A 13,472-nucleotide genomic window follows, 5' to 3' on the forward strand; every position below is an offset into this window, starting at 1 on the left:
CTCACAATTTAAAATTAACTGGATGTGCATAAAGCTTCCCTTCTTTCCAGAGTTTGATTGGATTTCTCAATATACGAATTTCAGCATCTTTTTTCCCAGCATTTGATACAACATAAAAAGAATATTTCACTCCCTCATTTTGGTCAAAAAGTTTCCTCGCAAATTCCCACTGAGTTCCTGTAACCTCTATTAATTCTTCTCCTTCCTGTGTTTTGGTTTTAACCTCAATGTATTCCACATCAGTTCCATTTTTTCTTATAACGAAATCATAACCTTTTCCCTGGTCTTGTTGCATATTCAGCCATATAATTTCTAATTCTCCATTATTAGCATTTATAACTTTAAATCCTGAATCCGTATCCTCAATTTTTCCCTCTTTTTCATACTTTTTCTTAAGGGCATTATAAACATATTTTTCACCCCACTTACCTATTGCTTTTTTATCAATAGTTTCTCTTTTATTATTCTCTTGCCCAACCCTATCCACATATCCATTTTCCTTTGCTTGTTCCTGTGCGTCTGCGATTTTAACCTTTTCTGCTTGACCTGATAGATCAGGAGTAATAATTTTTTCTGGTTCTACTTCTTGTATTTTTACAAAGTCCACATTGGGTTCAACTTCTGGTATCCACTGCTCTTTTTCCTTTTCTTCCTCTAATAGTTTCGTTTCTCTTTCAGAAAGAATTTTTTCAAGTTCATCAGGACTAAGATTATGTTTTTTTGCAATCTCCAATATTTTTCTTTCATCTTCCGGCAGTTGTTCTATAATCTCTGGTTTGAATCCAAGAACTTGCTTTAGAACCTCTATATTTGCACCATCTTTTTTGTAACTATCGGCTAGTTCCGAAAAAGTGATTTCAGAAGGCTTTCTAAAATTACCATTTTTGTCAATTAACCATGCATTTTGTTTGAGTGTTTTTAGAAATTTTGCTTCGAATCTCGCACTATGTGCTGAATAATAAAACCATTTGTATTCACCTTTAAAAAATTCTTGTGCTTGCCGACTACTTAGATGCTCAATAGCTTTTAGGAGTAATTTCCACAGCAAGTATGATTTTTCGGGTGTTATGTTATTCATAAAATTATCCAAACCTTCATAGTCATAATTTTTTTGATAAATATCATAGGTGCAACCGCTATTACCTCTTAGTTTAAATTTCTCCTCCCATGTTAAATTGCCTTCAACCTCAACGCGTCTTGGTTTATCTTCAACTCCCAATTCTTCCAAAAATTTTTTCACCATTCCCTTGTCAAACCTTTGAAAAATTTCCTCAGAAACAAAATATACTGATTGATAACCTTCAAAATAGTTTTTCAAATCCTCATCAGGGAAATAAGCTTTACTTCCTTTTACCAGAGCTTCAGTTTTATTTTCATTGTTCTTAATTGCTAAAATAAAATTCGCATCTGACAATTCTTCAATAAATTCACTCTTTTTACCTGATTGTACGGTTTCTGATTGTACGGTTTCATATCCTCTCAAAAACTTTGCAAAATCATCAAAATACTTTTCATCTTTTACAGGATTCTCTGCCTTATATTTAGGTAAAATAAATTCTCTAATCTCAGCAAAAATGTCTGGTTTTGTTAACCCAAGTTCTTTTAAGAACTTTAAAGATTGTTCCTTTTCAGTAAGAACACGCTTAACAGTCTTATATTCGGATTTTGTTTCCCCTGGCAAGTAAACTTGAACGTTTCCATTATTATCAAATGGTGCTATATGCTCGTTGTTTTCCAATCTGATAATAGGTTTGGTTCTTAAAATACCTTTTGAATATCCCCTATCACTCCATAAAGATTGCTGGTCTAAAAGACGACTATAGAAATCAATTATCCATTCATCAGATTTTGTCTGTAAGAATTCAGTAGTTATTTTTCTCGCAAAACTTTCAAAATCAACTTCAGGAACTCCAAGTTCGTTAATCAGATAATCTCTGAGTTCTCGTGTTTTATCATAGGTTATATTTGTATCTAACCAGCATTTTTTAGAAAATAATTTCTGAAGATCGCTGCTGTTTAAAAACTCGGTTAATTCTTTACCACGTGCTAATAAAGCGTCGCTTGCTTTAGTGTATGTCCCATCAAAAGAAGGTAAAAGTTCCTCTGATTGTAACTTTGCTTTTACTTTATTATAAATAACTGCGTAAATGTATTCTGCTTCTTTATGCTCTGGATCAATAGGCAAAATATTTAAAAAATTAACATCAAGATAACCTAAATTCTTGATTACTAATAAGCTTTCAGCAACAAGATTTCCGATTTCTTCCACTATCGCCTTATTTTGTTCATCTTCTAAAGGGATGTTTTCCCTATTCGGGGTTGTTCTTAATGGACCTTGAATAAGAAAATTAAGAAAGGTGACTTTCTCGGTAGGGAAAAATACAAAAAGTTTTGAATTTAGTTCTGGAACGATTATCTCTTTATTATTTTCATCTTTGTCCAGTTTATATGCTACTTCAACCCATAATTCTTTATCCTCTATGTTTATTGGTTTTCTAAAAACCAAATATTCCTCGGTAATACTTGATGACACTATTGTTACTCTCTTTATATTTTTGTCCCCATGTATATTTTTACTTTCTTTTAAATAGTGCCCGGAAGAAGATGGGGTTTCCCATTTAATTTCATTGATATTCTTTAAAAACAATAATGTTTTTAAATCTAACTCCTCAAGTTTTTTCTTCGTAAGATTGAAAATTTCTTCAGGTGACCGATATTTATGATTAAAAGGCAAACGAATTAACGTTTTGTCTATCTTTTCGTTGGAATTTATCTCAACTGGAACTACAAAATCTTCAATTTTTATTTTATATTCCCCAGAAAAAATATAAGGCGTTTGAGTAATTGCAAAAACTGACTTGAACCCAACCCCAAATTTACCAATTGCATTTAGGTCTTCTTTCTTTTTAGAAATGCCAATTCCTGTGACTCCGTCAATATCCTCCAGATCAAAATCTTTACCATTATGATAAAACTCAAATTTATCTTTAAAAAGTTTGATAATTACCTCAGTTGCTCCTTCATCTTCGGCATTTTGTAATAATTCATAAATAAAATGAGAAGGATCGGCATATAATCCCGCCAGAATACTATCAAAATCAAAATTGTTTTCTTTTGAAGAATTTACCCATTGTTTTCGTTTGTTTATGAGGTCTTTTAATTCCATTTATAACCCCTTTAACATTTTCTCTACTTTCTGAAAAAATTTATTTTTATCAAACTCTCTCCATTCCAGCATTCTTTCTGCTCTAGGTATTGCCCATCTCTCTTTCCAATAATCAACTAACTTGTCAAAAGGACGATCTACCCAAATAGGTTTTTCGCTATAATGGATAATTTCTTTTAAATTCTTGACTAGTGGAAATAGATAAAATTCTCGTTTAATTCCATGGTATTCAAATTTAGGTAACCCGAGACATTTTAGCCCCAGGCTTATCAATTTAAGTTTTCTTGACGGACCGTGTCCGTATCCCCTGGTGACATCAATACCCTTCTGGGATAAAAAGCTTAAAATTTCTTGATATAATTCTTCTGGAATATGAAATGTGCCTGAACCCTGAGTATAACCTAAAGACATTGCTACCGTCTCTCCATTGTATTTTAAGCGGTTATACAGGCTACTTTTACCAAATGCACTCGTGGTGGTAATAAATAAGAGTTCAGGTTTTAATTTTCTCCCTTTAATGATTGATATATAATTCCTGTATTTCCTCTTATAAGCTTCTCTTATTTCATTGCAGGTTAAAGCAAGAGCAACCATTTTTCCACCCAGTATCTCATTATAAGGAGGTAGAGCACCAACTCGTTGTGCCTGCATAGACATATTTATCCAGATATCTAACTCGTCCTTTGGTATATCCAGGTAATTATCCCGGACTGACATCTTTAGCACAGGGCTTTGTAAACAAATCAAACCAAAAGGTGCATCATGTGTTTTATCCCATAACAAAAATCTCATCTGGCGACCGTAGGAGCGTTGAAACGGAATACTCCACCATACTAAATTCCACCAGCGGAATAAGATTTCTTCAAGAGAACCTGATTGAACCTCTCTTAATTCTAAGGAAATCTCCTCAGGTATAATTTCAGAACCATTTTTACAATAATTTTTCACTTTCTTTATAGAATCTATCAAAAAATTTCTATGCAAAGATAGTTGCTCGAACCTTGCCTTTTGCTGAATCCGACGAAATGTTGTTTTATTATATTCAGCTGGTCTCACGTGGGGATTTATTTTAAACCCTTGTTCTTTTAAGACTTTGATAATTTTTTTCTTAATTTCTATTTCAGAAGAATTTAATTTTGTTTTCATTTCTTTCCCTTAAATTCCTGAATACGCTCGCCCATCTGACCCACTACTTTAGGTCGTGTTCCCTGTGCATTATTTAAATCTTGAAAAATATTCATCTATTTCTGGCCTCAATTCTATTCCTACCCTTTCAAAACAATTCAAAAGTTCTTCATAAGCACCTTCTCCTCCAAGAAAATCCCAAAACTCCTTTGCTACCTTTAATTCATTTTCTAAATCCAACATCCCTTTCAGTGTCCATCTTTCATAAGGTTTAGGCTCATAAGGATTATAAGGAATGGCAATGTAAGAATGGACATTTGCATCTGGGTATTTTAATAAATAGATTGCTACCCATTCTAAAAGTGTCTTCTTAAAATCTTTGAAATTGCCAATATTCGGCTTGGCTGTTTTTAAATCAAATAAATGTATTGCTCCATCATTAGTTTTTACACATAAATCTACTTTTACAGTCTTTAGCTTATTTATTTTACCCATAGTAGCCACTTTTCTTATTCTTTCAATTTCTTCCATTTTATTTGGATTTCTTCCAATAGTGAGATCATTCATAATGTGCTGAATTTCAATCTGGGCTTGTTCAGTTATTTCATTTCCTACTTCAAATTGTTTCTGTGCGGTGGGAAATCTCAAACTTGCCAATGTTTCAGCTACAGGCTCAAAAATAGAAGTACCAAAAGTAGTGTTTAAAGAGTGAATAAAGGAAAATAGTGCCATTCTATCACGACCAAGCAGGCGATAATGGAATGGCATATTACTTGTCTCTGGCTTATATGTTAAAAGTTTATTTCTTAAACTTTCTCTAATAGTATTTTCAATCTTTTTTATTTGTTCCTGAGGGAGAGGCATTTTTATCCTTCCTTTAAATGAAATATTGATTCTGAATAAGGTGTTTCCCTGTCTTTCTCTACTCGGCATAAAACAGGTCGTTTAAATTCCTTAACAATCTTCATTCCAGCTAATTCTGCAATCTTTGGATAAAGATTAAATTTATCATTAGCCACCAAAAATACATCATAGTCGTCTTGGAGATACTTTTTGCAATTTATAAGCACCTCAGCTACACCTTTAATATAAGAATTCCTTTGCTCTTCCCCCTGACCTTTGGATAGAGGCCCTATCTCTAATTCATCATTACGTTCAAATCCAAATATCTCATATGCATACGCATGTTGTTCGTGGTAATCAATAAGCCCAACATAAGGTGGACTTGAAAATATTCCTTTTATCTTTTGCCTTAATAACAATTCTCCAAACTCCGGATTTGCTTTTTTAATTTCTTCATAAATATCTATTGTTCTACTATCCCCGGTTAAACAGATTTGAAATGTATTGGTTCTTAACTTATCAAATTCTTTAAGCCGAGTAAGTGTATCTCTTGTATAAAAATCCCACCATTTTTTGATAGAAAATATTGGTTTACAGATTTTTCCATGCTTTTTGCAGTAGTAGGTAGTGGTAACAGGTTCTTTTAATGTTGCAAGGTCAGAATGGGTAGTTGCTCTACATGAGCGGGCAGTTCTGCTTAAAATGATAGTTAGGACATTTTTTACATCTATGTTATTTATTTTTTTAATTTCTTGCGATAAAAAATCTATCTCTTTCCTCACAGGATCTAAAAACCACTTATCTAAAAAAGTTTCATTTTTATCCTGTTTTATCTTGATTTGATACTTTTGTACCAGCTCATTATAAATAGTAAGAAATTCTTTTTCTTTATCTTTTGCATATTCATTTTCTTTTATTGTTCCATTAGCAACTTTTCTTTTATATTCCGGTGAGGGGAAATATTTATTATTAAATTTTGTAAGTTCCGACAGTAAATGTTCTTCAAAGAGAATATTATTTTTGGTCTTCTGAAATTCTTTTAGTCTTGAATTCAATTCACGAATAGTATCTTCAATTAAAATTAAATTATGCTTTTCAACTTTTACATTGGAAATCAAGGTATTGAAAAAAGAAATATCTATTCCGATGGCATGCATACCTAATTCATTTGCTTGGACTAATGTTGTTCCACTTCCACAAAATGGATCCAATACTATATCGCCTTTATGAAAATATACCTCTTTTTTAAACTCATCCGTATGTGAATCAAGGAAATATTCAACCAATTGAGGGATAAATTTTCCTTTGTATGGATGTAATCTATGAACATGTTTTGTCCTTTCCGCTTCCGTATATTGAGCAAATGATAAATGCCAATTGATATCCTCTCCTAATATCTTTTGCCAGTTTTTTTCTTTTGAAAAAGAATCATAATAATTTTTTAGTTCCTCTATATCTACAAGTGGATTACCATTACTACCGTATTTTTTTAATCTCCCATACTGAATTAGATATGATATATTTGAGATGGTAACTTTGCGATTCAAATAATTAGAAGCCCAGATACTGGCTTCCTTCAAATTGATAAGTTTCTTTCCCCAATTTTCAAACAAGGTCTTCTGCTCCATAATTTTCACCTTCAATATATTCTAAAAACTTTGTCTTATACTTATAAGACATTGCCATATCCACATCCGCCAGAGCATTTTTAATCAAATGTGCATTTATGAATGTTTTTTTCCATAAATAGAGATAGCAAAGTAAGCGGTTTTTCTCATCATATTTGATACTGTTATCAAATTTTAAGAAGACTTTTTGCCCTTTGGTTTTTTCTTTCAGAAATTGAATTGCTTTTTCCTTCTTTTCTACTATTTCTTTTACACCTAATAACTTAATTTCCAGTCCGTTATTTAAGAGCAATATCTCTGGGCTAATAATTTCTTTCACTTTATGATAGTTTTTTCTTTCATAATGGGAATTGTCTATTTTTGAGCCAAATCTCAATTTCTTTGGATCAACTTTTTTATCAAATTTTATAGGGTCTTTAAAAATATAGGGGAGCTTTTTTATCTCTTCTTTGAAATCTACCTTTGATTCTTTTTGTTTAATTATTTCAAAAGTAGCATCTTGAAAAACATTGCTCTGATTAATACCAAGTTTTTCTTTTATGATTGGTAAGAAATCTTCGTTTATTTCATAGCCAATAGAGTTTCTATTCAAGTTTTTAGCAGCTAAAGATGTTGTCCCACTACCAAGAAATGGGGCAAGAACAGTATCACCAACAAAGCTAAACATCTTAATAAGCCGTTTTGGCAACTCTTCAGGAAACATCGCAAGGTGTTTATCCTGTTTTTCACCCGGGAAGTTCCAGTGCCCTGTAAAGTATTGATTCCATTCCTCATCCGTTAATCTTGATTGCTCTTTAATCTCTTTACTTACCTTTGGAGGATTGCCATACTTCTTAAAAATCAAAATGAATTCATAATCTAACTTGAGAATGCCATTTCTTGGATAAGGGTAAGAACCCATAACTGTTGCACCACCCGTTGTATGGCATGTAGTCACTTTCTGCCAGATAATAGCACCCATATAATCGAAGCCTGCGCTTTCGCAGAACTTGATGATTTCCGTCCTTATTGGAATTACTTTATATCTTCCGTAATAAACCGAACGAGCAAACTGGTCTCCGATATTGATACACAATCTGCAACCTTTATGTAGAACACGATAGCATTCATTCCAGACCAAATTAAGATTGTTTATATATTCTTCATAAGTATCGTTAAATCCTATCTGTTTTCCATTCCCATAATCTTTTAACTGCCAATATGGTGGAGATGTAATAATAAGATGCACGGATTCATCTGGAAGTTCTTTCATCCATCTTGAATCTCCGATGATTATTTTGTGGGTAGTTTTCATAGGATTACTTTAAACATTTTACCATACTTTACAGCTGCAAAACTCACCCTTTCGAGTTCAAACAGTTGCAGCTGTGCAAACTCTACTTTGTTAAGAACTATTACCAATCTTTAAAATCGCCTAAGAGAGTAATTTTCTGCAGAGTTTTTCAAGTTGTTTGCTACTGTTGCGTGAGAAGTCAAATTTTTCTTATTATATAAAGATGTTGAAACAGTATCTTTCTGGTAATGAAGCAATTGCTTATGGATTGATTCATGCTGGAGTAAGATTTATCACAGGCTATCCCGGAACTCCTTCAAGTGAGATAATTCCAACAGCACAAAATATTGTTAAAGAGAAGTCATTGAATGCCTTTGTTGACTGGGCAGTTAACGAAAAAGTAGCCTATGAAGTAGCCTATGGAGCTTGCCTTGCAAATATAAAAAGTGCTGTCACAATGAAGCAGGTAGGTCTTAATGTGGCAATGGATCCATTTATGAATTCTGCTTATGTTGGAACAGTAGCAGGATTTGTAGTAATAAGTGTTGATGACCCTGGTCCTCATGCATCTCAAACAGAGCAGGATAGCCGTTTTATGGCAATGGCAGCAAAGATTCCAGTTTTAGATCCTTCAACTGTAGAGGAAGCTTATGATTTTGCAAAGAAAGCAATTGAATTAAGCGAAAAATACAGCATACCAGTTATGCTCCGAAGCACTACAAGAATTTCTCATGGAAGAGCAGTGGTGCAGATAGAGGAAGAAGTTGTAGGGTTGGATTTAAATCCTGTTTTTAAAACATCAAAAGAATGGTCAAAAAACTTAAGCAGATTTGCTGCAACACCAAAGCAAAGGCTCGAACTTCACAGGATTTTAAACAAAAAAATTGATGAGATTGCAGAGAGAAACAAACCTCAGCTGTTTTTCAGTGGAGACATTCTCATTCTTTCAAGTGGTGCTGTATTTGCATATCTTTATGAACTCATTGAAGAATATGGGTTAAATGACAAAGTTACTCTTGCAAAATTTGATATTCCCTATCCTTTGTCAAAGGAAATGATTAATTTTAATAGAAATTTCAATCGCATTGTTACTGTTGAAGAATCCTATCCTTTAATTGAGTTACAGCTTGATACAGAGGGAAGAAGAAATGGGATTGTCCCTAAGCAAGGAGAGCTTACACCAGAGGTTTGTGAGGAAATTCTTGAGAAATTTGGCTTGATTAAAAGGAGAAAAACATTCACTGTCCCTCCGCTTAAGAGACCTTCTCTTTGTCCTGGTTGTGCTCACAGAGCAGCTCTTTTTGCAGTGAAAAAAGTATTTGGTAAAAAAGCAATATATGCTGGAGACATTGGTTGCTACACCCTTGCACTTAATTTTGGAGTTACTGATACAGTTTTGAATATGGGAGCGAGTATTTCTTTTGGTTTTGCCTTCAGAAAAGCTTTTGAGCTGGGACAGAAAGAGCAGGATGTTGTTTCAATAATTGGTGATTCAACTTTTTTCCATTCAGGCATTCCACCATTAATTGATGCAGTACACTATAGAGTGCCTTTTTTAGTTGTAATTCTTGATAATCAAACAGTTGCTATGACAGGAAATCAGAAGACTCTCTCTGATGAATTCAGCTCTTCCGGTGAGCCTGTAATGCCAATTGTTATTGAAAATCTTGTAAAAGCTATAGGAGTTAACTTTGTTCATGTTGTAGATCCCTATGATTTTGATATTTCAATAAAAACTCTTAAGGAGGCAAAAAAAGTTCTTAAGAAAAAAGAACCTGCGGTGATTGTATTCAGGCATCCATGCATTAATACAAAAGAAGGACTTAGTGCTAATCCAAAGTATAATGTTCAGATTTCTAAGGAACTATGTAAAGGATGTAGAATTTGCACCGTAGAATTTGAATGTCCTGCAATAATTTTTAATGAAGATGAAGGCAGGGCAGAGATTGATAAAATCCTTTGCATAGGTTGCGGATGTTGTATTCATGTATGTCCTGCAAAGGCAATAGTTTATTTTAAAGGTTGGAATGAATTGCAATGAAACTGGTCATAGTTGGAAAAGGTGGACAGGGTGTCATATTTTTTTCAAAGATGATTGCCAAAGCTGCAATTAAAAAGGCAGTTATGGTCCGCTCCACAGAAATAAAGGGAATGGCTAAAAAGGGTGGCGTAGTTGAGATTCAGATGAAAATAGGTGAAGGAATGAGCGGGACTGTAAGAAGAGGCAGTGCTGATATGGTGATTCTTTTAAGTGAGGATTTGTTAGATTATGCAAGAAGTTTCGGTGATAAAATCTTCATTTTTAGCAAAGAAGAAATACAAAAAGCAATGACTTCTGTGCCAGTGCGTTATGTTAATACTTTTCTGCTTGGAGTATTTGTTCAGAAAACAAAATTATTCAGTTGTGATGACTTTATAAGTATTCTCGATGATGAAAATAAAAAATCCTTTATAAAGGGGTGCGAATATGTTCAATCTTGAAAAAGAAACACTACCAAGACAAGAGATCGAAAAAATTCAACTTACAGGACTTAGAAAAACTTTAAAATATCTTAAAAATTCAAAGTCAAAACTTAAGGAAAAATATAAACACATTGAGCCAGAAGATATAAAAAGCCTTGATGATCTAAAATTTCTTCCTTTTACAACAAAGGATGAGTTAAGAGATTGTTATCCCTTTGAACATATAGCTCGTGATGTTTCAGAGTGTGCAAGAATGCATATGAGCTCTGGAACAACAGGAATTCCAGTGATAAATGCAATGACAAAAGGAGACATTGCACAATGGGCAGAGATAATGGCAAGGTGTCTCAGTTGTGCTGGTCTTACTGAAAAGGATAGAATTCAGATAATGCCTTCCTTTGGACTTTTCAATGGCGGCTTTGGTTTTCACTACGGAGCTGAGCTTCTTGGTTGTTTTATTGTTCCTGCAGGCGCAGGAAGGTCTTTAATGCAGCTTAAACTTATTAAAGAGCTTGAAGTTACTGCTATAGGAGCAATTGCTTCTTATCCTGCAAGGCTTATTGAAGTTGCTCGTGAAGCTGGATTTGATTTTAGAGAAACTAAGCTCAGAGTTGCCATACTTGGTGCTGAAACATGGTCAGATGAATACAGGCGCAGGATTGAAGATGACATGGGAGTAAAAACCTTTGACATAATTGGACTTACTGAAACAGGTGGAGTTGGCCTTGGAATTGATTGTCCTGCACGGGCAGGAATTCATGTATGGGAAGACCATTATATTGTTGAGATTATCCATCCTGAAACAGGAGAGCCATTGCCTCAGGGGCAGGAAGGAGAAATGGTTATAACAACTCTTACTCGTGAAGGATTGCCATTAATCAGATATCGCACAAGAGACATATCGAGTATTTTATCTTATGAAAAATGTGATTGCGGAAGAACTCATGTTCGTGTAAGCAGAATTCGAGGAAGAACTGATGACATGCTCAAGGTTAAAGGAGTTAATTTTTATCCTTCACAGGTTGAACAGATTTTGCTTAAATACAAAGGTCTTTCTCCATATTACCAGCTTGTCATAGAAACAGTAAAAGGCAAGGATGAAATGACAATTATTATCGAAAAAGCAGACAATGGGATTACACAAAAAGAACTTGAACATCTTGATCTTGAATTGTATGACTTTTTAGGCTTTCACAGTAAAATTCAGGTTGTTCCAGAGGGAACAATTCAAAGAGTTCCTGGCAAGGCAGTAAGAATTATAGACAAGAGAAAGAAATTTTAATGTTCCACGTGGAACATTTTTAAGAATGCCTGAGAAGTTGAAGGCGCTGACAATGTTGACGCAATGACAGCAAATAAAATTTTAAATTCTCTTTATAAAGTAACAAAGCAGGTTATTAAAGGCTTAACTCTTAAAGAAAGAGCAGAGGCTGTTGCTAAACTTTGTGTTGAAGAACTCAATTTAAAGCTTTGCTGGATTGGTAAAAAGCAGAAGGATGGCTCTGTAAGTGTTTTTGTTCAATATCCTCCTGAGCATCCATATCCAGGAAAGATAAAGGTAAGATGGGATGAATCTGAATACGGATCAGGTCCTACTGGGAAAGCAATAAGATTTAAAACATATCAGGTTCTTCAAGATATAGAATCATCTCAGTATAAACTTTGGCTTTCAACTGCTAAAAAATATGGTTTTAAGTCATCAGCTTCTTTCCCAATTATAGCTGATGGAGAAGTTTTTGGAGCTTTGAATTTATATGCTAACAAGAAAAATTTTTTTAATTCTAAGATAATTGAAGCTTTTGTCTCCTTTAGTGAAATTCTTGGTATTGCCTTCAGAAATGCTCTCTTCTTTGAGCAGTCAATTGATAGATTGAATAAGATTACAGCTTTAAGAAATATTGATCTGTCAATAATTTCAAGCTTTGATATAAGAGTTATCTATGATGTCTTTATTAATGCAGCCGTTAATTTATTGAATATAGATGCTGTAAGCATCCTTATTTTTGATGAAGCAACACAGGAACTTTATTTCAAAGTCAAAGAGGCTTATTAAATGATGAATTTAAAAAGCAGAGAATAAAAATAGGACAGTTTATTCCTGGAAAAGCAGCCAGAGAAAGAAAAATTTTAAAAGTAAGCCAACAAGAAATGGATGAACCCTTAAGAAAAATGCTTATGCAAATGCAAGGTTTTGAAGACTACTATGTTTGTCCAATGATATCCAAGGGAAGGCTTCTGGGAGTAGTTGAATTTTTTCAGAGAAAAAAATTAAATCATGATGAAGAGTGGTTTAATTTTTTAGAAACATTGACAGGACAAATTTCAATAGCAGTGGAAAATGCAAACATTTTGTCTGAGATTCAGAGTGCAAAAGAAGATCTTCTTTTAGCTTATGACCAAACTATTGAAGCCCTTTCTTTTGCTCTTGATTTAAGGGACAAGGAGACAGAAGGACATTCTCAAAGAGTTACAGAGCTTACAGTAAAAATTGCTGAAAAATTTAGAATAAAAGGTGAAAAACTTAGATATGTGAGATGGGGAGCCTTGCTTCATGATATCGGAAAACTTGGAATTCCTGATAATATTCTTCTTAAGCCAGGTCCTTTAAGTTCAGAGGAATGGGAAATTATGAAAAAACATCCTGAATACGGATATAATATGCTCAGCCGCGTTGAATATCTTTTGCCTGCTCTTGAAATTCTGCTTTATCATCATGAAAAATGGGATGGCTCAGGATATCCAAGAGGGCTTAAGGGCAAAGAAATACCTCTTTCTGCAAGAATATTTGCAGTGGTAGATGTATGGGATGCTTTAACAAATGAAAGACCTTACAGACCTGCATGGAGCAAAGAAAGAGCTTTGCAGTATATTGTTTCTCAATCAGGTATTCATTTTGATCCAGAGGTTGTTAAGATTTTTTTAGAAATAATGCAGAATAAAATTTGACCTGAATTTGGAAAATATTTTAAAATTT

Annotated in this window: 11 protein-coding genes; 5 read left to right on the plus strand and 6 right to left on the minus strand. The window is 33.6% G+C overall.

Annotation, left to right across the window (positions count from 1 at the left end; translation table 11 throughout):
• Position 1: 1 nt before the first annotated feature.
• The 6 genes from V4D31_RS00065 to V4D31_RS00090 are packed head-to-tail and all read right to left on the minus strand — an operon-like array spanning position 2 to position 8,056.
• Positions 2 to 3,166 (minus strand): DUF3883 domain-containing protein, encoded by a 3,165-nt coding sequence (locus tag V4D31_RS00065; protein ID WP_353686204.1) that lies wholly within the window; start codon positions 3,164 to 3,166, stop codon positions 2 to 4.
• Positions 3,167 to 4,312, minus strand: coding sequence for a Druantia anti-phage system protein DruA (locus tag V4D31_RS00070; RefSeq protein WP_353686205.1), 1,146 nt, complete (start codon positions 4,310 to 4,312; stop codon positions 3,167 to 3,169).
• Positions 4,309 to 4,407, minus strand: a complete 99-nt coding sequence (locus tag V4D31_RS00075; protein WP_353686206.1) for an MjaI family restriction endonuclease — start codon at positions 4,405 to 4,407, stop codon at positions 4,309 to 4,311. The genes V4D31_RS00070 and V4D31_RS00075 overlap by 4 nt, the downstream gene beginning before the upstream one ends.
• Complete coding sequence (locus V4D31_RS00080; protein WP_353686207.1) at positions 4,382 to 5,155, minus strand: TdeIII family type II restriction endonuclease; 774 nt, start codon at positions 5,153 to 5,155, stop codon at positions 4,382 to 4,384. Before V4D31_RS00080 ends, V4D31_RS00075 begins: the two co-directional genes overlap by 26 nt.
• Before the next feature lie 2 nt (positions 5,156 to 5,157).
• Positions 5,158 to 6,762 (minus strand): DNA methyltransferase, encoded by a 1,605-nt coding sequence (locus V4D31_RS00085; protein ID WP_353686208.1) that lies wholly within the window; start codon positions 6,760 to 6,762, stop codon positions 5,158 to 5,160.
• Entirely contained in the window at positions 6,740 to 8,056 is a 1,317-nt protein-coding gene (locus V4D31_RS00090; RefSeq protein ID WP_353686209.1) for a DNA methyltransferase, read from the minus strand. The genes V4D31_RS00085 and V4D31_RS00090 overlap by 23 nt, the downstream gene beginning before the upstream one ends.
• A gap of 202 nt (positions 8,057 to 8,258) precedes the next feature.
• On the opposite strand from V4D31_RS00090, the gene V4D31_RS00095 reads away from it, so the two are divergent.
• From V4D31_RS00095 to V4D31_RS00115, 5 genes are all read left to right on the plus strand, one after another.
• Positions 8,259 to 10,076 (plus strand): thiamine pyrophosphate-dependent enzyme, encoded by a 1,818-nt coding sequence (locus tag V4D31_RS00095; RefSeq protein ID WP_353686210.1) that lies wholly within the window; start codon positions 8,259 to 8,261, stop codon positions 10,074 to 10,076.
• Complete coding sequence (locus V4D31_RS00100; RefSeq protein ID WP_353686211.1) at positions 10,073 to 10,516, plus strand: 2-oxoacid:acceptor oxidoreductase family protein; 444 nt, start codon at positions 10,073 to 10,075, stop codon at positions 10,514 to 10,516. The genes V4D31_RS00095 and V4D31_RS00100 overlap by 4 nt, the downstream gene beginning before the upstream one ends.
• A complete protein-coding gene (locus V4D31_RS00105; protein WP_353686212.1) occupies positions 10,503 to 11,780 on the plus strand; it encodes a phenylacetate--CoA ligase in 1,278 nt (425 codons plus the stop codon). Before V4D31_RS00100 ends, V4D31_RS00105 begins: the two co-directional genes overlap by 14 nt.
• 63 nt (positions 11,781 to 11,843) lie before the next feature.
• Positions 11,844 to 12,551, plus strand: a complete 708-nt coding sequence (locus tag V4D31_RS00110) for a GAF domain-containing protein (RefSeq protein WP_353686213.1) — start codon at positions 11,844 to 11,846, stop codon at positions 12,549 to 12,551.
• Between the two features lie 29 nt (positions 12,552 to 12,580).
• On the plus strand, positions 12,581 to 13,444 hold the full coding sequence (locus V4D31_RS00115; RefSeq protein ID WP_353687103.1) for an HD domain-containing phosphohydrolase: 864 nt from the start codon (positions 12,581 to 12,583) through the stop codon (positions 13,442 to 13,444).
• The last annotated feature ends 28 nt before the right edge of the window (positions 13,445 to 13,472 follow it).

The sequence above is a fragment of the Thermodesulfovibrio sp. 3462-1 genome (assembly GCF_040451425.1).
Lineage (GTDB): Bacteria > Nitrospirota > Thermodesulfovibrionia > Thermodesulfovibrionales > Thermodesulfovibrionaceae > Thermodesulfovibrio > Thermodesulfovibrio obliviosus.